Source organism: Mycobacterium sp. NGS64 (assembly GCF_059812245.1).
The window spans coordinates 70,620-91,388 of sequence record NZ_JCALCI010000011.1 but is presented as its reverse complement, the minus strand read 5'-3'; the positions used below and the strand labels follow the sequence as shown (position 1 = coordinate 91,388).

Genomic DNA, 20,769 nt, shown 5'->3' with positions numbered 1-20,769 from the left:
GTGCCGACCGTGATCAACCTGACCAATCACAGCTACTTCAACCTGGCGGGTGAGGACACGCTCGACGTCTACGACCAGAAGGTCGCCATCCATGCCGACAACTACCTTCCGACCGACCCCACGCAGATCCCGACCGGGCAGATCGCCCCGGTGAAGGGCACACCCTTCGACTTCACGTCACCGACCGCGATCGGCGCGCGTATCACCGCGAATGACCCGCAGCTGTTGCTCGCCCACGGCTACGACCACAACTGGGTGATCAACCGCGGCAACAACGCCGGGCTGGTGGAGGCGGCCAGGGCCCAGGACCCGAAGTCGGGGCGCACCCTGACGATCTCCACCACCGAGCCCGGCGTGCAGTTCTACACGGGCAACTTCCTCGACGGTGCGTTCACGGGCACCAGCGGGCACAGCTACAGGCAGGGCGCCGGATTCACGATGGAGACCCAGCACTACCCCGATTCTCCGAATCACCCGAACTTCCCGACCACCACGCTCAACCCGGCCCAGACCTACGATTCGACAACCGTCTTTGCCTTCGGCGCCCACTGACTCGCCTAGCGAGTTCTCACTGCGAAAGCTCTGCAAGGAACGCGGGTAACCTGCCGGCGCCAAAGTCGTAAAACCGCGCCCAGTGCGGCTCGATCGAGATCCGCACCATCTCCGGATACGTCGACCGCACGTTGCGTTCGAACTCGGCAAGCTGCGCTTCGTCCATCGACCTCCTCGCCGCGGTGAGGTACTCGTCGGTGACGCCGTCGACGGTTTGCAGTGTGGCACGGCCACGACCAACAGCGCCTTCGCCTCTTCGGGGGTGGAGCCGGTGTCGATCGTCAGCGCGACTTTCGGACGGGAGGCTAGCGCGCGGGCTTTCGGGGAGGTCGGTGCCGTCGAGACGACGATGCGTTCGCCGGTCCAGTAGAACCCGACGGGGATGACTCGCGGGAAGCCATCGTGGCCGTTGTAGGCGAGCCGGGCCATTGAACCGGAGAGCAATTTCTGGGCATCGGGGTGGCCGAGCTCCCGAGCCAACTCCTGTTTGTCCATCACACCGGTATAGCTACCCGGTGGGGACAGAGGTGGATCATCCGGGTGAGCTTCGACCGGTCGCGCCCCCTCAGAATGGCCCGCCGCAATTGTGCGATCCCGCTAGATTCCGGCGCGTTTCTTTGACGCGTCTCACTGCTCATTGACCGCTAGCCTCATCGGTAGCCGAAGGCAGGGGCGAATATGAATGCCGACATCAAGACCCGGGTGCATTGGCTGCTGGGATACGGACTGCCGCGTTGGACGCTGAAATTGCTCGCGCGCCGGGGCGATCCTTTTTCCCAGCTGTTAATCCAAAGCGGTCAGCCCGACGAAGTGAATCGCCGTATCGAGCAGATCCGCGAGCGGGGACGTATCTCCGCGGTGGTGGGCGGGTGGGTCACCGCCGACGCGCGGATTGTCCGCGACGTGCTGCGCGACGACAGGTTCCGTACCCCGAAACCACGGGACCGGTCACCGTTTCCCGTCGTTCAGCGGATGTTCGCGAAAACCAATCCTGGCGTACTGAATGGCGTGGAACCGCCGTCTTTGCTCGTTGCCGATCCGCCCGAGCATGCGCGGTTGCGGCGCTTGGTGTCGCGGGCATTTACCCCTAGAGCGATTGAGGGACTTCGTCAGGGCATTCAGGAGATCGCCGACGCCCTGCTCGACGATCTCGAAGGCAACAACCAATGCGATTTGATCGCCGCCTACGCTTCTCAAATCCCCATCGCCGTCATCGTCGAGATGCTGGGCATTTCGCGCGACGAGGCGCCCTACCTCCAAACATTCGCCGAGCCCGGCACGAAAATCCTTAACAGCACGTCCCCGTCTTGGCGCGAGTACCGGACCGCCGTCGCGGCGTTGCGCGAGTTCGAAAACTTCCTCGCCGCGCATATCGAGCGCCTACGCCGGGGCCGCGCCGAGGACAGCATCCTGTCCGCCGTCGTGCACGACGGCGACCTCACCGAGACCGAGGTGAGGATGTTCGCGGGGCTACTGCTGGGCGCCGGGTTCATCACCACCACCCATGCGTTCGGCAACGCGGTGGTGGCACTCGTCGGGCATCGCGATCAACTCGCGTGGCTCCAGGAACATCCGGAGGGCTGGGCGAACGCGGTCGAGGAGGTGCTGCGCTACGACTCCGTCGCAAATATCGCGGCCCGGGTGGCCAGCGAAACCGTTGAGATCGACGGACATACCGTGCGGGAAGGCTCGACGATCTTCCTTCTGATCGGCGGTGCTAACCGCGATCCGGCCGTCTTCGAACGTCCCAACGCGTTCGACACCGCCCGCGCCAACGCCCGCGAACACATCGGCTTCGGCAGCGGCATCCACAGCTGCCTCGGCGCGTCGCTCGCGCGCATGGAACTGCAGATCGGCCTGCGAGCACTGTTCGAACGCTTCCCCCAGCTGGCTCTGGCCGGCGAGCCGATCCCGAACGACAGCACCCTGCTGCGCGGGATCAAGAAGTTGCCCGTCACCCTCGGGCCGGCGAGGGTTGACGTTGCTCGCAGTTAGCCGGCGCTGACGCGGTCGATGTGGGCGAGGAAGTGTTGTAGCACTTGCTCGGGCGCCTCGATTTGTGGCCAGTGCCCGATGTCGTCGGCGAGCATCACCACGTCGGGGTCGGGGATCACCTCGGCGTAGCGGCGCGCCATGTGGGCACCGGAGTTCGGGTCGACGGGTCCGTCGATCAACCGCATCGGGACCGTGGTCTGGCGCATGGCGCGCACCCACCGGTTGCGGTGCGTGTAGCGGTCGTTGATGAATCGGCCGACCTTGTGCAGCACCCGGCGCCCGTCGTTGTAGTCCAGGATCTGGTTGAACACGTCCATCATGTGCGGGGTCGGTTTGGTGTTGGGGCCGAACATCTCGCGCATTGTCGGCTCCAGCAGTCGTCGTGCCAGCGGGCTGCTCTGCACAGGGCTGAACAGGTCGCCCAGCGGGGTGCCCGACATCAGTTTCTGCGCCGCCCTGGGCGTGTAGGCCTCGATGAACATGCCGCCGTTGAGCCAAGTGATCGAGTCGATGCGCCATTCGCCGCACGTCTGTTGGCCGAATTCGTGGCGGGCCAACAGTTCCTGGCCGACGGAATCGCCGATGTCGTGCGCCAGAATATGGGCGTTGTCGATGTTCAGGTGCTGTAGCAGCGCTTCGTGCATGTCGGCGTGGTCGTGCACCGAGTATTGGTAGTTTGTCGGTTTGGCGGAGAAGCCCATGCCCATCATGTCCGGTGCGATGACGGTGAACCGCTTGGTCAGTGTCGGCCAGATCGGCGCCCAGTCAAAGGAATTGAACGGGTAACCGTGGATCAGCAGCAGCGGAGGCCCGCTGCCCTCGACGCGGTAGAAGATGTCGAAGCCGAGGTAGTCGAAGTTCTTGCCCGAGTCCAGCCAGCGTTGAAGGTCAGCGTCCATGACAGTCATCATGCGCCGACCCGATTGGCTAGCCGCCATTGACCAGACTTCCTCGCTGCAGCGAGGTACTCGTCGGGCGAGCTAGCGTGTAGTGATGCGCTACCAAGTGACCGACGCCGACACCGCCGCACAGATCGGCAGCGGCGATGTGCCGGTGCTCGCGACTCCACGGCTCATCGCATGGCTGGAAGCGGCCACGGTGCAAGCCGCCGCGCCCTTCACCGGTCCCGGCCAGACGACCGTTGGCACCGCGGTGCGCATCGAGCACCGGCGCGCGACGCACGTAGGCGGCGCCGTGGATGTCACTGCCGAGGCGCGACCGCCGGGCGAGGGGCGACTTCTGACGTTCGACGTGCAGGCGGTTGACGATTCAGGACAGCTTGTTGCTCGCGGCGAAATCGATCGGGTAATAGTTGACCGCGAGAAGTTCCTCCGCCGCTGACCAAGATGCGGCGCACCGTCGCGACCGCCCGTGTGCCTTCGTTATGAACTACTGGTCTCGGCGAGCGGTAATTCGCAGAGTTCTGATTTCGCCCCGGCGGAGGGGCGCCGCACGTAGGCCCACCACGTCAGCCCCGACCCGATGAGGTAGCACAACAAGAAGAAGCAGAACGCCGTCGTTTCCGAGCCCGTGGTCAGATAAGACTGTCTCAGTGCCAGATTGATCAATACGCCGCCGAGCGTGCCGACCGCGGCGACGATTCCGATCACGGCGCCGGACATCGCACGGGCCCAGTGGCGGCGTTCGGCCTCGGCGGCTTTCATCGAGTAGCTGCGCGATTCGAAAACCGCCGGGATCATCTTGTACACCGCCCCGTTGCCGATCCCGCACAACACAAAAAGTGCCATAAAACCGACGATGTAGCCGGTCATGGTGCTGACGCTCAAGGGACCGGAGCGATTGTCGGCGTGTGCGCTCACCACAATCAGCGCGCTGACGGCAGCGATCATGGCAAATAGAGCTCCCAGGGTGACGGTGCCTCCGCCGAGCCGGTCCGAGAGCCTGCCGCCGTACATCCGGGCCAACGACGCGAGCAGCGGTCCGAGGAAGGCGACTTGAGCGGCGTGCAACGACGCCTGCAGCGCACCTTGCCCGGCGGCCATGTAGTTGATTTGCAGCACCTCGCCGAACGCGAACGAAAACCCGATAAATGAGCCGTAGGTCGCGACGTAGAGCGTCGCCAGGATCCAGGTGTCGCGCCGTACCAGAGCCGCTCGCGTCGGTTTGTGCTCGGCGCGGGGCAATTCCATGTTGTCCAGGAAGCATGCCGACCCGAGCGCGGCCACTGACAACAGCACCAGATAGATCGCACATACCCAGTAGGGCTGCCGGTTGCCGGCGGTCGCGAGCACCACCAGACCTATGACCTGGATCATCGGTACCCCGATGTTCCCACCACCACCGGCAATGCCCAGCGCCGCGCCTTTGAGTCGCTGAGGGTAGAAGACGTTGACGTTGGCGACCGCCGCGGAGAAATTGCCGCCGCCCATACCAGTTAGCGCCGCACACACCAGATACATCCATAACGGCCGACCAGGGTTGGCCAGCAGCAGAATCGTGCCGACTGTCGGGATCAACAGCACCAGCGAAGAGAACACCATCCAATTGCGCCCGCCGAACTTCGCCACCGCCGCCGCGTACGGGATGCGCAGGCAGCCGCCGACGAGGGTTGCGGTGGCACCGAGCAGAAGCTTGTCGGCCGGCGAAAGGCCGTAGACAGATCTGGGCATGAACAACACCATCACCGACCAGATCGACCAGACCGAGTAGCCGACGTGCATCGCGAACACAGACCAGATCAGGTTCCGCCGGGCGATCTTCTTATTGCCGGCCTGCCAAGCCGCGAGGTCCTCGGGATCCCAATTCGAAATGCGTTGCGCCCGACTCATCGACGATCCCCCAAAATTCCGTGACCAAGAGCGGCTCACGACGACGCTAAGCACGAAAGCTCCGAGGTGACATACGAGTAGCTGTGAGTTGACAACGAATTCAGCGCATCGGCCGCGGCAACTCTGCTGAAATCGCCGTCGATACAAGGCATTTGTTGCTCGATAAGCCAAAGTTGTTAATCATCAACGACTTACACGTGCGTAGAAGGCCCACGCACGTCATTTCATACCATCAGTTGGCAATCAAGAAGTTGACGGTTAGGACTAAATCAATCATCGAGTCGACGTTCGCCACCGCTCGGTTGCGCACCAAGTCACCAATGGGCGGCCTGGTACAACCAGGAACGCCTGCGCGAAGCCCTCGGCTACCTTTCACCAGCCGAGTTCGAGGCGGCCCTCGCCGGCGCCTTACAACCAGCGAGCCAGTGAGCCCCGGGCCCTCGCAACCGACCGGGAACAAAACCGGGGCAGTTCACCACTGCTCCGGATGGACGATCCTTGCACACGCGAGCGGTAATACGGCCGCGCAGGTGGACTTGGGACGAGTGCGAGGAGCGCCGATGCGGTAAGCGATTGCTGCATCTGATCGCCGCTGTCGCGGGCTCGGCGGCATGTGGCAACACCACGACTAGCTCGCCCAACCGACATGGCGCTCGCTTCTCGAGCACCTACGGCAGGGTTAGTGTAGGCCCTGAGCACGGCTTCGGAGCGTCGAGCCCGGCCTATCCTGCCGCCCAGACTCCCAAACCGGTTACTGCAGTTAGTATTCCGATTCCGCTGAGTATTGCGCCAACGGCCGCAATGCGTTCCCCAGTGGTGCTTTCGGAACTCGTTAGCAGACCAAACCAGTGCTTCAGCGTCTCGATGAACCATTCAAGTAGTTTCGGCGGTACGCCGCCGATCGTCTTTCGGTGGATGGACCAACCGATTGAGCACACGGTCGCTCCCAGAAGGAAGATGCCCAATCCAGCTATGAATATCCACATCTCGACCTTCTCCTGCCCCAACTGCAAAGAGAATCAACATATACGATTTGAACGTCAGTCATGCTATAACAACTCAAGAAGGGCTCACAAACGATGTCGGACACATGGTCTGAGAGTTACGGGCATTCTAAGGGTAAAGAGAAACCGGGTATCGGCCTCGGGCTGAACCTGACGTTGGCGCTCACAGCGGTCCTGGCGCTCATGGGTATTTCGATCTTTCTTTGGCGCGAGTTATCTCTGCTGAACAAGGTCCATAGCGTGGCTCCACTCCTGGGCCTCTTCGCCTGTGCGGGCGCATTAGGCGCCGTGCTCCGAAGCGTCGCCTACCTTCTGGCTTGGAACAACTTCAGCGCGCGAGAGCGTCGTCAGTGGGCAGTCGAAGCCCTCGCGGGGCCGATATTGGGTGCGGTTGCAGGGATTGCTGGCTATCTCGTCGTGACTGCGACGCTCGTGACTGGTCCGGAAGGCGTGAATCAGTCTGGACAGTATTTGCTTTCGCTGTTCGTCGGCGCCACCACACTTTCGTTCTTCGGCCGAATCGTCGAACGTGGTTTGCTAAGAGGGACCATGAGTAGATCGGGGATCCTTGGATCCGAAGTATCGCCGAGCGTCCCACTTCTCGGTCGGTTGGAACAGATGTTGGAGCAACGAGTCGCCGATCTTACGGTCGTTAACTACGAGGGCACCATCGTCGTAGCCCCGGACCGCCTGGGAGAACTTGAATGGATGTTGAACATTAGGTTTATTAGTGACCCCAATGTTGATCTGACAGGTGATGACATTTCTACGGTCGGCCTAACCTTGAGCGGTGGGATCGACAGGGAATCCGTCCCATTTTCGCTCTCAGTCGTCTCCGAGAGATTTAGCGCAAGTCCGCTGCTCCTAAGTATCACGGTCCCCCGCGAAGGTGTATCGGATGTCAAGTCGATCCTGCTGCAGGATCAAGCTCTACGAACGCCAGCCGATCCAGAGAGGCTTGCGCCTTCCCAGACTTCGGGTCGACGCGAGATTGAATCCGTCATCCTCGAGGTTGGGCAGGGAACTCAAACCGTTCAAATCGTGCCGATTCGACTTCGGCTCGGATGAACGTTCGGCTGGAAATCCGGCCCACGGATTCGGAAGCTTGTCTGCTCAATATGTCCGCGCCGCGGGTGAGGACCGAATCGATCATGATCGCCCCACTCGAGCAACTCGCCAAGGTCAATGGTGCCGCTCGCAATTCGCTCAAGAACATCGCCAGGTGGGGCGCACTCGGCCTTGAGTCGTCGGCCGAACGGCAAGCCAGCCTCTTGGCAGACCTCGCGGGCGTGGGAGCGGCTGCGACTTTCGGGGTGCTCGGTAGCGGTTCGGCCGCTCCGGGCGGTGCCCGTGACCGCATGACTGCGTTCTTTCAGCGGGTGTCAGCCGGCCGACAACCCGAGGTTCCAGAATTGTGGTTTTCATCGCCAGTCGATCTTCCACTGGAACTGATGCTGGTATCGCCTGGGCTTCCCGATACGACCCGTGCCAGCAGATCCTATTTGGAATCCGAAGCTCGACGAAGCTTTCTCGGGCTCCAGTTCGCGATCCGCCGGGCGCTGCCCGACGAGAAAAGCTTGCCAGGGCTTTTGCTTCGTCGCGACACATCAACCGATCGTGTTGAACTTGCTCCCTATAGCCATAAGGATTTCCGCGCGTTCATCGACCAGGGTCGGGCTCTTCAGTCAGGAGACACTTTTCACGTGCGGGAACGTCAACCGGATGTTGCAACAGCCCGTTCCGGAAATGGAGGGCAAAGGATCGCATCGTTGTTGGTACGGGGCTCTCGGCCGCGCGAAGAGATCGTTCACGTTGTGGCTCACGGGTTGGAAGATGAGTCGGGAGGGTACGAGGCTGGATTCTTGTTCGGTGGTGAGGGTATTCTGCGGAATAACGAATTGCCCGTGCGCTTACGCCACTTCAGTAGTGAACTTTGGGGATTCGTAGTGCCCGAACCGGCGGACGGGCCGCTGGCTTTTCTGAGTTCGTGCAGCGCCGCGAATGTCGATTACCATTGGCCTACAAGTATCCCCGACCAGTTTAGAAACGCCGGCTATCGTGCCGTCATCGCATCGCTGGTGGCCATCAATATCCCTACAGCTGTCGAGTTCTCGACTAGTTTCTTCGAGTATCTGCGCCGTGGGGCATCGGTGGGCCAGGCGCTAGTCCTAGCCCGCCGGTCGCTGCTCCAGAGCCACGGAAACCTCGCAGGCCTTACCTACGTTGGCTACGGCGAGACGCGCCTCGTGATTGCGCCGCGGACAGCCGGAATCTGATCTCTAGCTCTAGGTAGCGGTCGGTCACGGCGGCTCCGTCAAAATGCGAATGGTCTTGACGGGGTGTACTCCAGATTGACGGTCGTGTTCCGGTGCCGACGCAGTACGACAAGATGGATGCCGTACTTTCGCGGCGTTAAGGTTGACGCGTGGCAGGATCGCATGACCTGTGGGGCTTCCTTCACGACAACAGCGAAACAATCAATCACCTCGCTTCCACCGCGCAGAGCATCATCACCGGTATCGCCCTGATCATCGGGGGCTTCTGGGCCTATGGAAAGTTCATTCAAGGCCGAACGTTCAATCCGCGCTCATCGATCGAAGCGACCGGTGAGTGGCACATGTTGCCCGGAGTAGGTCACGTTCTGCACTTGCGGATTTCTGTCAAAAACATCGGCTCGGCAAAACTCGATCTCATACAAACCGACACAGGTGTTGCGATCGGCTTCCCTGCGGCTATCCAGACCTCAGCGTCCCACAGAAGTACAGACGAATGGTGGGCTGATATCCGGTGGGAAATGGTGCCGCGCCTAGAAGGCCAGCCTCTACCCCGAACTTTCACATTCCTCAAGAGCACGGGCAAGGTATGGATCGAACCGGGTGAGATGGTATTTGAAGATTATCTACTCAACCTCGGCCGAGAGCCGGCCTTGACTCTTGTCGAGGCACAACTGCGGTGGCGGGCCCCACGCTGGTGGTGGAAAGACGGCGTAGTCGTTGACCACCTACGACAGATCCTTGCCCCGCAGATAGTCACCGACGACAGTCGACAACATACGGGCGCACACGAGAGACGAGGATAAGCTGATGAGCCGTGAAGCCTACGACAATTGGTTGGAAGAGACCCGCAAAAAGTCGGACAGCGGGAGCAGCAATATCGAGGCTGGCAAGCCGACCGGCGATCACCCGCCTCCAGTTCCTCCACCGATCGTCGACAATGCCGAGGGTAAGGACGGGCCTGATGCGCCAACCGGGTGAGGTGGGTAGGCCATCTAGATCAATCTGGCGAATACCCGGCAGCTAAGCCAAAAGTATCTGTACCCCAAGGCGCATCGAAGGATTGATCTCGAGCTAAAGGTCAATGCTTTCGAGCTTTGACGCAACCTCCCTGGCATAGCTCGCCCAGTCGCGACCTTCGACACTAGGAACCTCCTGCGAGAGGAGGTAAAGCGCACGCTCGGAAACCACCAGCGGGCATGCGATGCTTCCTAGCCAACCGCGCACTGTCGCGTAGTCGGTGAGGTCTTCGCGCACCCGCCTGCGGCCTTCAATCTTTAGAGCGGTACTCCGCGAGGGAGCCAAGTGGGCATGTATCCGTAACGCGTCGGCGGCGCTATGCACCCGCCAGTCGAACACGAAGTGGTGTTCAGGCCACAGCGCGGCAAGCAGCGTCGTCGTGGTGGCAAGTCCCGCGCCTCGAAGAGCGGATTTGAGCTCTTCCCACGAGCTTTGGTTCTCCCGCTCTACAACCAGTCCCGAAGGCAACATGAACCGCTCACCGAACACGGGAACAGGTTGCTCAATCTCACCGATTCGAGATGGGTGCAACCTACGTCCACGTTCTCGCTTGAAGTTGCCAACGGCAAGAACGAGGTGATGCCACCGCAACGCAAGCGGCGTAGGTCCATCCATTTGCCAGCATCGCCGCGCAAGCCAGAGCACGTCGTCCCAAAGTCCCCCGTCCGTCCATGCTTGGGCCAAGGCCAACGCCCTTGATGGTGTAAGGCCGGGAAGATCACGCTGCACCATGCTGGCAATGCTGGCACACCGCGAAGTGACCAAACCGCCCTCCAAGTGCTTACCTGCGGGTGAGGATGCCCCCACTTCGTGGTATCCAACAAGACCATGAATAAGGCACAGCTCATCGACGTACTCGCGGAGAAGCTAGGCACGGATCGTCACCACGCAACGGCCGCGTTGGACGCTTTCACCGACGCAATCGTTCGCGCGGTGCATGAGGGCGACAACGTCACCATCACCGGCTTCGGCGTGTTTGAACGGCGTCGTAAGCCAGCACGCACCACGCGGAACCCGCGCACCGGCGAGATCGTCAAGCTGAGGCCCACCTCAGTCCCCGCCTTCCGGCCGGGCGCACAGTTCAAAGCCGTGGTTTCGGGGGCGCAGCGCCCCCCAACGGAAGAGCCAGCAAGACGCGGCGTGGGCGGCGGCCATGCCGGAAAGGTGACCACGCCGACCGTTACGACTGACGTGCCCCGCTCGATGGCCAGCGCTGAGGTGCAGGATGCGCTCGCTGCGATCGATGAGATTAGCCGGCCACGGAAGAGGCATCCGCAACAAAGCCTGACTGCCGCCGAGAACAGAGCCATCGAACAGCAAGCTGTGAGCTTGGCGCGCACGTACTTTGAGGAGCAGCTGCACTACACGACCACCGATGTCGGGGCTACTGAGTCCTACGACATCCGCGCTGTGAAAGCCGGGCAAGTGGTCAAGGTCGAGGTAAAGGGAACCACATCCGACGGCTCCGAGATCGTCTTGACCTACAACGAAGTGGAGCTTCACAAAGCGGAATACCCGAAGAATGCGCTCGCAGTAGTCAATCACATCATTCTTGATCAGACGGGTCCCACCGCCTCGGGCGGTGAACTGCAGCTCTTGATGCCTTGGAACCTGGAGCAGGAACGCCTGCGGCCGATAGCGTACCGATACCAGCTCGGGGTTCAAACTGCTCCTGCGCCTGGTCGCCCCGTCAGTCGTGGCGGAGTCGCTCCTCACCTAGATGTGCAGGCGCGGTTTTGAGTGCTGCGAGGATATCCCTGGTTGGGGTACTAACTGGGCAACCCTCGGTGTCCGCGTAGTCCTGACCCACCAAAAGAGCCTTTGACCTGCGTCGGGCTGACAGGATTTGAACCTGCGACCACTTGACCCCCAGTCAAGTGCGCTACCAAACTGCGCCACAGCCCGGATGCCGCCGAATCACCGGCAGCAGGTCGACAGCCTACCGCAGCCGAGCCGCCGCCCTGCTAATGCCCGAGCGACCTGCGCGTCTTCTCCACCCAGGCCAGCAGCGCCTGGGCAAGCTCGGACTCGCGGCGATAGAACCGCTGTGCCGGCACGGGCACGCTGACCGCCACCACCCCCTCGCCCACGGGCAGCACCGCGCCGACAGCGCAGACGCCTTCGGTCTGCTCCTCACGGTCGTATGCGACGCCGTCGGCGCGGACGCGTTCAAGTTCCTTGCGCAGCGCCGCCGGGGTCGTGATCGTGGTATCGGTCAGCCGGGCCAGCCGGCTGGGCAGGACCTGCGCCTGCTGCTCGGGCGCCAGACTGGCCAGCAGCGCCTTGCCATTCGCGCAGCAGTGCAGCGGAAACGACTCCCCCACCGCGCTGATCGCCCGCAACCGGTGCGGCGAGACGACCTGGTCGACGAACGTCGCGCGATCCCCATCGAGGATCGACAGGTCCACGGTCTCCTCCAGCTCGCGGGATAGCTCCTCCATGAACGGGTGCACGTCCATCACCACGCCGAGCCGCACGGTGCCGGCCATGCGCGCGATCTCGGGCCCGAGCCGATACGGGCCGCGGGCCCCCCGCGAGGCCACGAGGCCCTGGTCGTCCAGCGCGCCGAGGATCCGGCTGACAGTGGAGCGGGCCATACCCAGCCGTTCGCCGATCTCGGCCTGGCTGAGCCCACCGGGATGCGCTTGCAGCAGCCGCAGGATTTCACCTGCGCGGGAGATGACCTGGATGCCGCCGTCGGACGTCATGCCGCCCGTCCGGTCTCGAGGCGATAGGTCCCGGTGGGATCGACGATCGCGACCAGCCGCACGATGCAGCCGTCGCCGCCTACCCAGCGCCACGGGAACGCCGCGAAGGTGACCCGCTTGCCGGTGACCTTGTCCAGGTCTCCCCCGACGTTCTCGAAGCCGTAGATGCCCTTGGACAGGATCGCGCGGTGGCACGGCTCCCACTCCGGGAAGTCGTCGAGCACCTTGCGGCCGGTCTCCTGTTCGTATTCCCTTACCGCCCAGGGCAACAGGCCGCCGGTGTGTTCGGCCGGGCCGTGCGGGGCGATCGCGGTGGCCATCGGGTGATCCAGCGCCTGGGTGTCGGTGCCGACGGCCTTGACGCCCTTGGCCGCGAACCACTCCCCCGCCTCCTTGTAGAAGCCCGGCGAGTAGGCGTAGTACTCGGCGCTGTCGGTGTAGGCGTGGTGCCAGCCGGTGTTGACGATGACGATGTCGCCGGGCCGGATCTGCGGCGTGGCCTTCTCCAGGTCCTCGGCGGTGACGACCTCCCACTTCTTCTTCGGGATCGACACGACGACGCCGGTGCCGAAGAATGCGCTCAGCGGGATCTCGTCCAGGAACGGCGTGCCCTCGATGACGTGCGCGGGCGCGTCGATGTGGGTGCCGGAATGCATTACGGTGGTGATCTTCTGGGTCAGCACCCGGCTTTTCGCCATGTTGTGCAGGCGCTCGATCCTCACGTCCTCGAAGTAAGGCCACGCCGGCACACCATTGCCCCACGGGTGGGACAGGTCGTAGAACTCCAACTTCGACTCGGCGTCACCGAGGGGCCAACTGATACTCATGGTTTCCTTTCAATCAACACGCGGTGTAGCCGCCGTCGAGAAACATCACCTGGCCGGTGAAGAAGCTCGAGGCGTCGCTGAGCAGATAGATCAGGGCGCCGACAAAGTCGTCCGGTTCGGCGAAGCGGCGCAACGGGATTCGGGCGAACATCGCCTCGCGAGTCTGTCGCCCCTTCTCGTCGTCGGCGAACATCCACTCGGTCATCTCGGAGCGGAAAACCGTTGGGGCAAGCGCGTTCACGCGGATGCCGCTCAGGCCCCATTCGGCGGCAAGGCTCTTGGCCAGCAGGTCGGTTGCGCCCTTGGACGGGCAGTAGGCGCTATACCCGGCGGGGTGGCCGAGGGAGCCACGCACCGAAGAGACCAGAACGACGCTGCCGCCGGTGCCCTGCTCCAGCAGGACGCGGCCGGCCGCCTGGCACACCAGCCAGGCGCCGCGCGCGTTGGCGGCCATCACCCTGTCGTAGTCCTCGACCGCCATCTCGGTGATGGGCGCGACGTGGTTCATACCCGAGGCCACCAGGACACCGTCGAGACGGCCGTGCCGGGCGACGGCCGCTTCCACCATCTCTTGGGCGTCGGCAGGAGTCTCGGGGCGTCGGGCAACTACTGCGGCATTGTCGATGCCTAGTTCGTCCAGTCCCGCGGCGTTGCCGCCGGCCAGTGTCAGCCGCGCGCCTGCCTTGGACAATGCGCGCGCGGCGACGCTGCCGAGGGCGCCGGTCGCGCCGGTGATCAGGATCGACTTCTCTTCAACGCTGAACAGCTTCAACGCTATCTCCGTAATTCCTACGATACGGGTATTTCAACCCGATATACGAGAGAGGCTAGTGCGTCTGGTCGCTGGAAATCAATCACTTACTCCTGTGATGTAGGCGTCATTATCCGTATTGCAGGATTTCTATCGGCAGACGGGATATCCGCATAGCCCTCTCACCGGGCGGTGGCACGCTTCTTGCCCGCCTCGCAGCGACAAGTACCTAGTGACGACCCGGAGAAGGGCAACCGAGTTGATGCTCCTATAGACGTCAAGTTGTCGTTTGGCCGGTGTTGGGTTGTTGGCGTAGGTGTTTGGTGCGGGTCCAGATTTCGCGGGTGATGTGGCGTTTGAGGCAGCGCATGATTTCGGGTTTGGTTTTGCCTTCGCTGATGCGTCGGGCGACGTAGTCGCGGGTGGGTTGGTGGTATTTCATCCGGACGATGACGATGCGGTGCAGTGCGGCGTTGGCTGGGCGGTGTCCGCCTCGGTTGAGGCGATGACGTCGGGTTTTGCCGCTGGAGGCCGGGATGGGGCAGGCGCCGCAGAGTTTGGCGAAAGCGGCCTCGCTGTGCAGCCGGCCGGCGTTGTCGCCGAGGGCCAGTAGCAGTTGAGAGGCGTTGTCCGGGCCGATGCCCACGGCGGCGGTCAACTGGGGGGCGAGCTGATCGACCAGGGTGCTCAAGAGGTTTTCGTGTCCGGTGATTTCCTCGTTGAGAATCATCCAGCGTTGAGCGATGGCCCGCAGGCTGTGTTTGACTGCGGCGCTGACCGACGTTAGTTCCCCGGGGCGCAGTCCGGCGCAGCGGCGCAATAAAGCCATGTTGGGCAGCGGCTCGAGGGCTTGGCGTAGCTCGGCGGGTGCCGTGATCAGAATCGCCTTGAGCGACTGCATGGCCGCGCTACGGGCTTTGACTGCAGCGTCTTTGGCGACTTTAAGGTGCCGGATCATTTCCACGATGCCGTCGTCGGCTTTCGGGGTTGCCTCGGCGGTGCCGGCCAGTACCGCGCGGGCGGCGTTTTCGGCATCGAGCAAATCAGACTTGCCACGGCGGTGGCGGTCTTGGCGATTGGGCCGGGCCACTTCCACCACATCGTGGCCGTCACGGCGCACCCCCGCGGCCAGACCGCGGCCATAGGACCCGGTGCCCTCGATCCCGAAGCGCAGCGGGGTGCCGAACCCCGCTGCCCAGTCAATCAAGGCTCGGTATCCCGCACGATCGGCATCAAAGCTGGCGGTTGCCAGCAGGACGCCGCATTCATCAAGGACAGCCGCGGCATGGAACTGTTTGTGGGTGTCGACACCGATGACCACTCGACGCGATGGTGACACCGTTGGCATGCTTGTCATTGCGACCTTTCAGCAAGGGGTTGTGACGCTGGCCGGTCGGGCCGGACAAGACTGTGATGGGACCTGAGTTCAGGTCAGGCTCCTATGAGGTCACTGCCCGCCCGGCCAGCACCAAAGGGCGTGGCTGCCTGACAGACGACAGATCAACTTCAGGACACCCAACGAGGGGTCAGTCGCTAGCGCGGGTCAGCCCATCAGACAGCCAAAACCATCTTCACAGTCGCTGCGAGGCGGGCACATCGCCTATTGCCCTCCGCGCCGGGGCGCATGTGACAGCTGTGACCCGCACCATCCGGCCGGGACGACGCTCAGCGCCGCTTGGGTCCCCGCTTCTCGCGCACCCGGACATTGATCCGAATGGGACTGCCCTCGAAGCCGAACGTCTCCCGCAGCCGCCGCTCCAGGAAGCGCCGGTAACCGGCCTCGAGGAAGCCGGTGGTGAACAACACGAACGTCGGCGGGCGGGCGGTGGCCTGGGTGGCGAACAGGATGCGCGGCTGCTTGCCGCCGCGCACCGGCGGCGGCGTGGCCGCGACGACTTCCTTCAGCCAGGTGTTCAGCTGGCCGGTGGAGATCCGCTTGTCCCAGGATTCCAGCGCGGTCTCCATGGCCGGCACCAGCTTCTGCACCGCGCGACCTGTCTTGGCGGAGATGTTGACCCGCTGCGCCCAGCGCAGCTGCGCCAGTTCCCGGTCTATCTCACGCTCCAACATGTCGCGGCGGTCCTCGTCGACCAGATCCCACTTGTTGAACGCCAACACCAACGCGCGGCCGGCCTCGATCACCATCGACAGGACCCGCTGATCCTGTTCGGTCAGCGTTTCGGACGCGTCGATCAGCACGACCACCACCTCGGCGGCGTCGATGGCCGAGTGGGTACGCACCGACGCGTAGAACTCGTGGCCGCTGGCCTGGCCGACCTTGCGCCGCAGGCCGGCGGTGTCGACGAATCGCCACACCTTGCCACCCAATTCGATGAGCGAGTCGACCGGGTCCACCGTCGTGCCGGCGACGTCGTGCACCACCGAACGCTGGTCTCCCGCAAGCTTATTCAGCAGCGAGCTCTTGCCCACGTTGGGCTTGCCGACCAGCGCCACCCGACGCGGGCCACCCGCCTTGGGCGCGGCCTCGGACACCTCGGGCAGCGCGGACAGCACCTCGTCGAGCAGATCGGCGACGCCGCGGCCGTGCATCGCGCTGATCGCGTGCGGCTCCCCGAGCCCCAGCGACCACAACGCGGCGGCGTCGGCCTCGCCCTTCTCGCTGTCAACCTTGTTGGCGGCCAAGAAGACCGGCTTGCCCGAACGCAGCAGGATGCGCGCCGCGTCCTCGTCGGCCGCGGTGGCGCCGACGGTGGAATCGACCACCAGGATCACCGCGTCGGCGGTGCGCATGGCGACCGACGCCTGCTCAGCCACCAGCTGCTGCAGGCCCTTGGCGTCGGGCTCCCATCCCCCGGTGTCCTGCACGACGAACCGGCGCCCGGTCCACAGCGCGTCGTAGGATACGCGGTCGCGGGTCACGCCGGGGACGTCCTGCACCACCGCCTCGCGCCGCCCGAGGATCCGGTTGACCAGGGTCGACTTGCCGACGTTGGGCCGGCCCACCACCGCGACGACGGGAGCGGGGCCGGGCTCGTCGACGTCCGAGAGATCGGAATCGCTGAGTTCCCAATCGCTTTCGTCGGACCAGGTGCCGTCGGACGTCATCGCACCGCCCCGCTCTTCTGCCGCACCAGCTCGAGCAGGTGGTCGATCACCTGCGCCTCGCTCATGTCGCTGGTGTCGACGACCACCGCGTCGTCGGCCGCGCGCAGCGGCGAAACCGCCCGCGTCGAGTCCAGATCGTCGCGGCGGCGCACGTCGGCCAGCACGCCCTCGTAGTCGTCGGGAAGCCCCGACGACACGTTCTGGTCGTTGCGGCGTCGCGCACGAGTCTCTGCCGATGCGGTCAAAAAGATCTTCACCGGCGCGTCGGGCAGCACCACGGTGCCGATGTCGCGGCCCTCGACGACGACGCTGCCGGTCCCCTCCGCCAAGGCCCGCTGCAACCCCACCAGCCGGGCGCGAACGGCCGGCACCGCCGACACCGCCGAGACTGCCCGGGTCACCTCGTCGCCGCGGATCTCGACCGAGACATCCTCTCCGGCGAGGAAGTAGTGCTCATCGTCCACCGACAACGGCACACCCGACGCGACCGCCTCGACCGCCTCGGCATCGGCCGGGTCGACCCCGGCGCGCAGCACCGCCAGCGTCACAATCCGGTACATCGCCCCGGTGTCTAGGTAGCGGGCGCCCAACGATCGCGCCAAACCCTTTGAGACCGAGGACTTTCCGGTTCCGGCCGGACCGTCGATGGCGACAACAATGTCGGAGTTCACAGCCCGACCGCCTTGTACAGCGCGCCGACCTCGTCGCGCCGTAACGCCCGGATGCTGCCCGGGCGCTGCTCGCCCAGCGAGACCGCGCCGATGTCGGTGCGCACCAGCGCCTCCACCGGGAAGCCGGCAGCGCCCAGCAGCCGCCGCACGATCCGGTTGCGTCCTTCGTGCAATGTCAAGCGCACCAACGTCTTCCCGGGGATGGCGTCCACCACGGCGAAGTCGTCGACGCGCGCTACCCCGTCGTCCAATTCAATTCCGGCGCGCAGTTTCTTGCCCAGCCCGCGCGGCACGGTCCCCGCAACCGTCGCCAGGTAGGTCTTGGGCACCTCGTGGGAGGGATGCATCAGCCGGTGCGCCAGCTCGCCGTCGTTGGTCAGCAGGATCAGGCCCTCGGTGTCGGCATCCAACCGGCCGACGTGAAAGAGGTTCTTGTTCCCGCGGACCCGGCGCTCGATCAGGTCACCGATGCACGGCCGGCCGCGTTCGTCCGACATGGTCGAGTGCATGCCGCGCGGCTTGTTCAGCGCCAGGTACACCATCGAGTCGTCGACGACCACCCGGGCGCCGTCCACGCGGATCACCGAGGCGTCCGGGTCGACCCGCGTCCCGAGCTCGGTCACCACCTGCCCGTCCACCTCGACGCGGCCGTCGATGATCAGCTTCTCGGCCGCCCGCCGCGAGGCAATTCCGGCCTGGGACAAGACTTTTTGCAGCCGGACCCCTTCAGATTCGGCCATCAATCCTTGTCCACATCGAAGGACAGCGACTGCTCGGACGCCGAACCGCCTGCGAGTTTGATGAAACGTGGCTCGCTGTCCAGGGATTCGCTGAGGTCCTCGATCGTGTCGACGTCGGGAAGCAGCGGCGCGATGTCGGGAAGGTCGCCCAGCGACTCCAACCCCAGGCGTTCCAGGAACAGCTCGGTGGTGGCGAACGTGGTCGCGCCGGTGTCGTCGTCGACGCCGGCCTCGGTGATCAGGCCGCGGGCCAGCAGGGTGCGCATGACGGCGTCGACGTTGACCCCGCGCACCGCACTGACCCGCGCGCGGGTCACGGGTTGGCGGTAGGCGACCACGGCCAGCGTCTCCAGCGCGGCCCGGGTGAGCTTGGACCGCGCGCCGTCCAAGAGCAGCTTCTCGACATACGGGGCGAAGCGGGCGCGGGTGTACATCCGCCAGCCCTCGCTGTTCTGCCGCAGATCGATCCCGCTGTCGCGCTGGGTGAGCTCCTCGGACATCTGCCGCAGCTTGGCCGCGATCCGGTAGACGGGTTGCCCGGTGGCCGCGCCCAGCGCCTCGACGGTGACCGGGGTGTCCACCACCAGCAACAGCGCCTCCAGCACCGAGCCGAGTTCGTCGGCGTCCATCGGCGCCGCCTCGGCGATCTCGATCCCCAGATCGATTTCGGGCAGCTCTTCGGGTAGGTCGGTCATTCGTCCCGCACTTCTAACAGGGCCTCGGTGGCCGGCCGTTCCCCGGTCCACGAAATTTGGAGCACGCCAAGCGGCTCTGACTGGTCGAATGCTACCGTCCGGCTCCGATACAGCTCGAGCAGCGCGAGGAAGCGCCCGACCACCTCGATCGGCGCCTCGCAGTCGGCGACCAGCTCGGAAAACGTCGCCCAGTGTCCGCTGCCCCGCGCTTCGAGGATTTCCAGCAACCTCTTGGCCTGCTCGGGAACCGAGACCGCCACCTCGTGCAGGTGTCCGAGGGACACCGTCGGCACGGGCCGCGGGGTGAAGGCGACGGCGGCGACCTGGGCGAACCGTTCGGCGTCGACGCCGAGCATCACCTCCGGCAGCAGCTCGGTGAACCGGTCCTCCAGCGACACCGCGCGCGGATAGCTGCGCAGGGCGGCGGCCTCCAGCTCGGCGAACATCTCCGCGACGTGTTTGAACGCCCGGTACTGCAGCAGCCGGGCGAACAGCAGGTCGCGCACCTCCAGCAGCGCCAGGTCCTCTTCGTCGTCGATCTGCCCGGCCGGCAACAGGCGCGCGGCCTTGAGGTCGAGCAGCGTCGCCGCGATCACCAGGAACGCGGTGGTCTCCTCCAGCCCCAGCTGGGAGCCGATCTCTTTGGTGTAGGCGATGAAGTCGTCGGTGACCTGATGCAGCGCGACCTCGGTGACGTCGAGGCGATGGGCGAAGATCAGCTGCAGCAGCAGGTCGAACGGCCCCTCGAAGTTCGTGAGGCGGACCTGGAAGCCGGTCTGGGGTGGCGCCTCACCGTTGGCGGTTGAGTTCACGCGCCGAATCGGTGGATGAATTCGCGGGCCAACGCGCGATAGGCGATGGCGCCGGTCGATCGGGGCGCCCAGGTGGTGATCGGTTCGCCCGCCACGCTGGTCTCCGGGAACCGGACGGTGCGGGTGATCACGGTGTCGAACACCAGGTCCCCGAACCGCTCCACGACGCGGGCCATCACCTCGCGCGCGTTGACCGTGCGCGGGTCGTAGCGGGTGAGCAGGATGCCGCTGATCTCCAGCTTCGGGTTGAGCCGGTCGCGCACCTTGTCGACGGTATCGGTGAGCAGCGCCAGGCCGCGCAGCGAGAAGTACTCGCACTCGGTCGGGATCACCACGCCGTCGGCGCAGGCGAGGCCGTTGACGGTCAGCAGGCCCAGGGACGGCTGGCAGTCGATCAGCACATAGTCGTAGCGGTCGAGCACCGGGTACAGCGCGCGGCCCAGGGTCTGCTCGCGGCCCACCTCGTTGACCAGTTGGATCTCGGCGGCCGACAGGTCGATGTTGCTGGGCACCAGGTCCATGTGGTTGACCCGGGTCTTGAGCAGCACGTCGTCGATCGACACCCGCGGTTCCACGAGCACGTTGTGGATGGTCTTGTCCAGCTCGTAGTGCGGGACGCCCAGGCCCGCCGACAGCGCGCCCTGCGGGTCCATGTCCACCAGCAGCACCCGGCGGCCGTACTCGGCGAGCGCGGCACCCAGGTTGATGGTCGACGTGGTCTTCCCGACGCCGCCCTTCTGGTTGCACATCGCGACGACCTTGGCGGGGCCGTGCGAGGTGCGCGGCGCGGGCTCGGGGATCGCCCTTGGCGGGCGTCCCGTCAAGCCGATCTCGACGCCGTTCTCCGGGTGCTCGGTCATCACGCC

22 protein-coding genes, 1 tRNA gene and 1 pseudogene are annotated in these 20,769 nt (G+C 64.4%); 9 read left to right on the top strand and 15 right to left on the bottom strand.

The features are described from left to right. A partial coding sequence (locus AC5Y4S_RS26775; RefSeq protein ID WP_500035585.1) for an aldose epimerase family protein occupies positions 1–552 on the top strand: 552 nt, incomplete at its 5' end. A gap of 16 nt (positions 553–568) precedes the next feature. Here AC5Y4S_RS26775 and AC5Y4S_RS26770 read toward each other — a convergent pair. Then, positions 569–718, bottom strand: a complete 150-nt coding sequence (locus AC5Y4S_RS26770) for a hypothetical protein (RefSeq protein ID WP_500035584.1) — start codon at positions 716–718, stop codon at positions 569–571. A gap of 512 nt (positions 719–1,230) precedes the next feature. On the opposite strand from AC5Y4S_RS26770, the gene AC5Y4S_RS26765 reads away from it, so the two are divergent. After that, entirely contained in the window at positions 1,231–2,547 is a 1,317-nt protein-coding gene (locus AC5Y4S_RS26765; protein WP_500035583.1) for a cytochrome P450, read from the top strand. On the opposite strand, the gene AC5Y4S_RS26760 is transcribed toward AC5Y4S_RS26765, so the two are convergent. Then, positions 2,544–3,446, bottom strand: coding sequence for an alpha/beta fold hydrolase (locus AC5Y4S_RS26760; RefSeq protein ID WP_500035582.1), 903 nt, complete (start codon positions 3,444–3,446; stop codon positions 2,544–2,546). The genes AC5Y4S_RS26765 and AC5Y4S_RS26760 overlap by 4 nt on opposite strands. A gap of 94 nt (positions 3,447–3,540) precedes the next feature. Here AC5Y4S_RS26760 and AC5Y4S_RS26755 point away from each other — a divergent pair, with 94 nt between their 5' ends. Continuing rightward, positions 3,541–3,888, top strand: a complete 348-nt coding sequence (locus tag AC5Y4S_RS26755) for a thioesterase family protein (RefSeq protein WP_500035581.1) — start codon at positions 3,541–3,543, stop codon at positions 3,886–3,888. Between the two features lie 41 nt (positions 3,889–3,929). On the opposite strand, the gene AC5Y4S_RS26750 is transcribed toward AC5Y4S_RS26755, so the two are convergent. Then, positions 3,930–5,336, bottom strand: a complete 1,407-nt coding sequence (locus AC5Y4S_RS26750; protein WP_500035580.1) for an MFS transporter — start codon at positions 5,334–5,336, stop codon at positions 3,930–3,932. A gap of 1,079 nt (positions 5,337–6,415) precedes the next feature. Between AC5Y4S_RS26750 and AC5Y4S_RS26745 the strand changes: the two genes are divergently transcribed. The 4 genes from AC5Y4S_RS26745 to AC5Y4S_RS26730 all read left to right on the top strand — a co-directional run bounded on the left by AC5Y4S_RS26745 (position 6,416) and on the right by AC5Y4S_RS26730 (position 9,594). Next, positions 6,416–7,408, top strand: a complete 993-nt coding sequence (locus AC5Y4S_RS26745) for a hypothetical protein (RefSeq protein WP_500035579.1) — start codon at positions 6,416–6,418, stop codon at positions 7,406–7,408. Beyond that, positions 7,405–8,616 carry a CHAT domain-containing protein gene (locus tag AC5Y4S_RS26740; protein WP_500035578.1) on the top strand — a complete coding sequence of 404 codons (1,212 nt, stop codon included), beginning with the start codon at positions 7,405–7,407 and terminating at the stop codon, positions 8,614–8,616. The genes AC5Y4S_RS26745 and AC5Y4S_RS26740 overlap by 4 nt, the downstream gene beginning before the upstream one ends. 149 nt (positions 8,617–8,765) lie before the next feature. Beyond that, entirely contained in the window at positions 8,766–9,419 is a 654-nt protein-coding gene (locus AC5Y4S_RS26735) for a hypothetical protein (protein ID WP_500035577.1), read from the top strand. A gap of 4 nt (positions 9,420–9,423) precedes the next feature. Next, entirely contained in the window at positions 9,424–9,594 is a 171-nt protein-coding gene (locus AC5Y4S_RS26730) for a hypothetical protein (RefSeq protein WP_500035576.1), read from the top strand. A gap of 93 nt (positions 9,595–9,687) precedes the next feature. On the opposite strand, the gene AC5Y4S_RS26725 is transcribed toward AC5Y4S_RS26730, so the two are convergent. Then, positions 9,688–10,122 carry a hypothetical protein gene (locus AC5Y4S_RS26725; RefSeq protein ID WP_500035575.1) on the bottom strand — a complete coding sequence of 145 codons (435 nt, stop codon included), beginning with the start codon at positions 10,120–10,122 and terminating at the stop codon, positions 9,688–9,690. 339 nt (positions 10,123–10,461) lie between these two features. Here AC5Y4S_RS26725 and AC5Y4S_RS26720 point away from each other — a divergent pair. Together AC5Y4S_RS26720 and AC5Y4S_RS26715 are read left to right on the top strand one after the other, a co-directional pair. Continuing rightward, positions 10,462–10,800 (top strand): annotated as a pseudogene (locus tag AC5Y4S_RS26720) (HU family DNA-binding protein); the annotation flags it as partial. Between the two features lie 36 nt (positions 10,801–10,836). Continuing rightward, positions 10,837–11,373 (top strand): protein NO VEIN domain-containing protein, encoded by a 537-nt coding sequence (locus AC5Y4S_RS26715; protein WP_500035589.1) that lies wholly within the window; start codon positions 10,837–10,839, stop codon positions 11,371–11,373. A gap of 91 nt (positions 11,374–11,464) precedes the next feature. On the opposite strand, the gene AC5Y4S_RS26710 is transcribed toward AC5Y4S_RS26715, so the two are convergent. The 11 genes from AC5Y4S_RS26710 to AC5Y4S_RS26660 all read right to left on the bottom strand — a co-directional run bounded on the left by AC5Y4S_RS26710 (position 11,465) and on the right by AC5Y4S_RS26660 (position 20,763). Continuing rightward, positions 11,465–11,538, bottom strand: a tRNA-Pro gene (locus tag AC5Y4S_RS26710). A 59-nt stretch (positions 11,539–11,597) separates the two neighbouring features. Further along, complete coding sequence (locus AC5Y4S_RS26705) at positions 11,598–12,341, bottom strand: IclR family transcriptional regulator (RefSeq protein WP_500035574.1); 744 nt, start codon at positions 12,339–12,341, stop codon at positions 11,598–11,600. Beyond that, positions 12,338–13,168 carry a cyclase family protein gene (locus tag AC5Y4S_RS26700; RefSeq protein WP_500035573.1) on the bottom strand — a complete coding sequence of 277 codons (831 nt, stop codon included), beginning with the start codon at positions 13,166–13,168 and terminating at the stop codon, positions 12,338–12,340. Before AC5Y4S_RS26700 ends, AC5Y4S_RS26705 begins: the two co-directional genes overlap by 4 nt. A gap of 13 nt (positions 13,169–13,181) precedes the next feature. Then, positions 13,182–13,964 carry an SDR family NAD(P)-dependent oxidoreductase gene (locus AC5Y4S_RS26695; RefSeq protein ID WP_500035588.1) on the bottom strand — a complete coding sequence of 261 codons (783 nt, stop codon included), beginning with the start codon at positions 13,962–13,964 and terminating at the stop codon, positions 13,182–13,184. 232 nt (positions 13,965–14,196) lie between these two features. After that, positions 14,197–15,240, bottom strand: a complete 1,044-nt coding sequence (locus AC5Y4S_RS26690; protein ID WP_500035572.1) for an IS110 family RNA-guided transposase — start codon at positions 15,238–15,240, stop codon at positions 14,197–14,199. 344 nt (positions 15,241–15,584) lie between these two features. Next, positions 15,585–16,985, bottom strand: coding sequence for a ribosome biogenesis GTPase Der (gene der / locus AC5Y4S_RS26685; protein WP_500035571.1), 1,401 nt, complete (start codon positions 16,983–16,985; stop codon positions 15,585–15,587). Then, positions 16,982–17,656, bottom strand: coding sequence for a (d)CMP kinase (gene cmk / locus AC5Y4S_RS26680; protein ID WP_500035570.1), 675 nt, complete (start codon positions 17,654–17,656; stop codon positions 16,982–16,984). Before cmk ends, der begins: the two co-directional genes overlap by 4 nt. Further along, positions 17,653–18,396, bottom strand: a complete 744-nt coding sequence (locus AC5Y4S_RS26675; protein WP_500035569.1) for a pseudouridine synthase — start codon at positions 18,394–18,396, stop codon at positions 17,653–17,655. The genes cmk and AC5Y4S_RS26675 overlap by 4 nt, the downstream gene beginning before the upstream one ends. Continuing rightward, positions 18,396–19,091: an SMC-Scp complex subunit ScpB gene (scpB, locus tag AC5Y4S_RS26670; protein ID WP_500035568.1), complete on the bottom strand. Its 696-nt coding sequence runs from the start codon at positions 19,089–19,091 to the stop codon at positions 18,396–18,398. The genes AC5Y4S_RS26675 and scpB overlap by 1 nt, the downstream gene beginning before the upstream one ends. Then, on the bottom strand, positions 19,088–19,903 hold the full coding sequence (locus tag AC5Y4S_RS26665; protein WP_500035567.1) for a segregation/condensation protein A: 816 nt from the start codon (positions 19,901–19,903) through the stop codon (positions 19,088–19,090). The genes scpB and AC5Y4S_RS26665 overlap by 4 nt, the downstream gene beginning before the upstream one ends. Beyond that, entirely contained in the window at positions 19,900–20,763 is an 864-nt protein-coding gene (locus AC5Y4S_RS26660; protein WP_068108747.1) for a ParA family protein, read from the bottom strand. The genes AC5Y4S_RS26665 and AC5Y4S_RS26660 overlap by 4 nt, the downstream gene beginning before the upstream one ends. Positions 20,764–20,769: the final 6 nt, after the last annotated feature.

What these genes read in the sequence shown, in the direction of transcription:
- AC5Y4S_RS26770 (WP_500035584.1), bottom strand. Translation starts at nt 718, where the DNA reads ATGGACGAAGCGCAGCTTGCCGAGTTCGAACGCAACGTGCGGTCGACG.
- AC5Y4S_RS26765 (WP_500035583.1), top strand. Translation starts at nt 1,231, where the DNA reads ATGAATGCCGACATCAAGACCCGGGTGCATTGGCTGCTGGGATACGGA.
- AC5Y4S_RS26760 (WP_500035582.1), bottom strand. Translation starts at nt 3,446, where the DNA reads ATGGACGCTGACCTTCAACGCTGGCTGGACTCGGGCAAGAACTTCGAC.
- AC5Y4S_RS26755 (WP_500035581.1), top strand. Translation starts at nt 3,541, where the DNA reads ATGCGCTACCAAGTGACCGACGCCGACACCGCCGCACAGATCGGCAGC.
- AC5Y4S_RS26750 (WP_500035580.1), bottom strand. Translation starts at nt 5,336, where the DNA reads ATGAGTCGGGCGCAACGCATTTCGAATTGGGATCCCGAGGACCTCGCG.
- AC5Y4S_RS26745 (WP_500035579.1), top strand. Translation starts at nt 6,416, where the DNA reads ATGTCGGACACATGGTCTGAGAGTTACGGGCATTCTAAGGGTAAAGAG.
- AC5Y4S_RS26740 (WP_500035578.1), top strand. Translation starts at nt 7,405, where the DNA reads ATGAACGTTCGGCTGGAAATCCGGCCCACGGATTCGGAAGCTTGTCTG.
- AC5Y4S_RS26730 (WP_500035576.1), top strand. Translation starts at nt 9,424, where the DNA reads ATGAGCCGTGAAGCCTACGACAATTGGTTGGAAGAGACCCGCAAAAAG.
- AC5Y4S_RS26715 (WP_500035589.1), top strand. Translation starts at nt 10,837, where the DNA reads ATGGCCAGCGCTGAGGTGCAGGATGCGCTCGCTGCGATCGATGAGATT.
- AC5Y4S_RS26705 (WP_500035574.1), bottom strand. Translation starts at nt 12,341, where the DNA reads ATGACGTCCGACGGCGGCATCCAGGTCATCTCCCGCGCAGGTGAAATC.
- AC5Y4S_RS26700 (WP_500035573.1), bottom strand. Translation starts at nt 13,168, where the DNA reads ATGAGTATCAGTTGGCCCCTCGGTGACGCCGAGTCGAAGTTGGAGTTC.
- der (WP_500035571.1), bottom strand. Translation starts at nt 16,985, where the DNA reads ATGACGTCCGACGGCACCTGGTCCGACGAAAGCGATTGGGAACTCAGC.
- AC5Y4S_RS26675 (WP_500035569.1), bottom strand. Translation starts at nt 18,396, where the DNA reads ATGGCCGAATCTGAAGGGGTCCGGCTGCAAAAAGTCTTGTCCCAGGCC.
- scpB (WP_500035568.1), bottom strand. Translation starts at nt 19,091, where the DNA reads ATGACCGACCTACCCGAAGAGCTGCCCGAAATCGATCTGGGGATCGAG.
- AC5Y4S_RS26660 (WP_068108747.1), bottom strand. Translation starts at nt 20,763, where the DNA reads ATGACCGAGCACCCGGAGAACGGCGTCGAGATCGGCTTGACGGGACGC.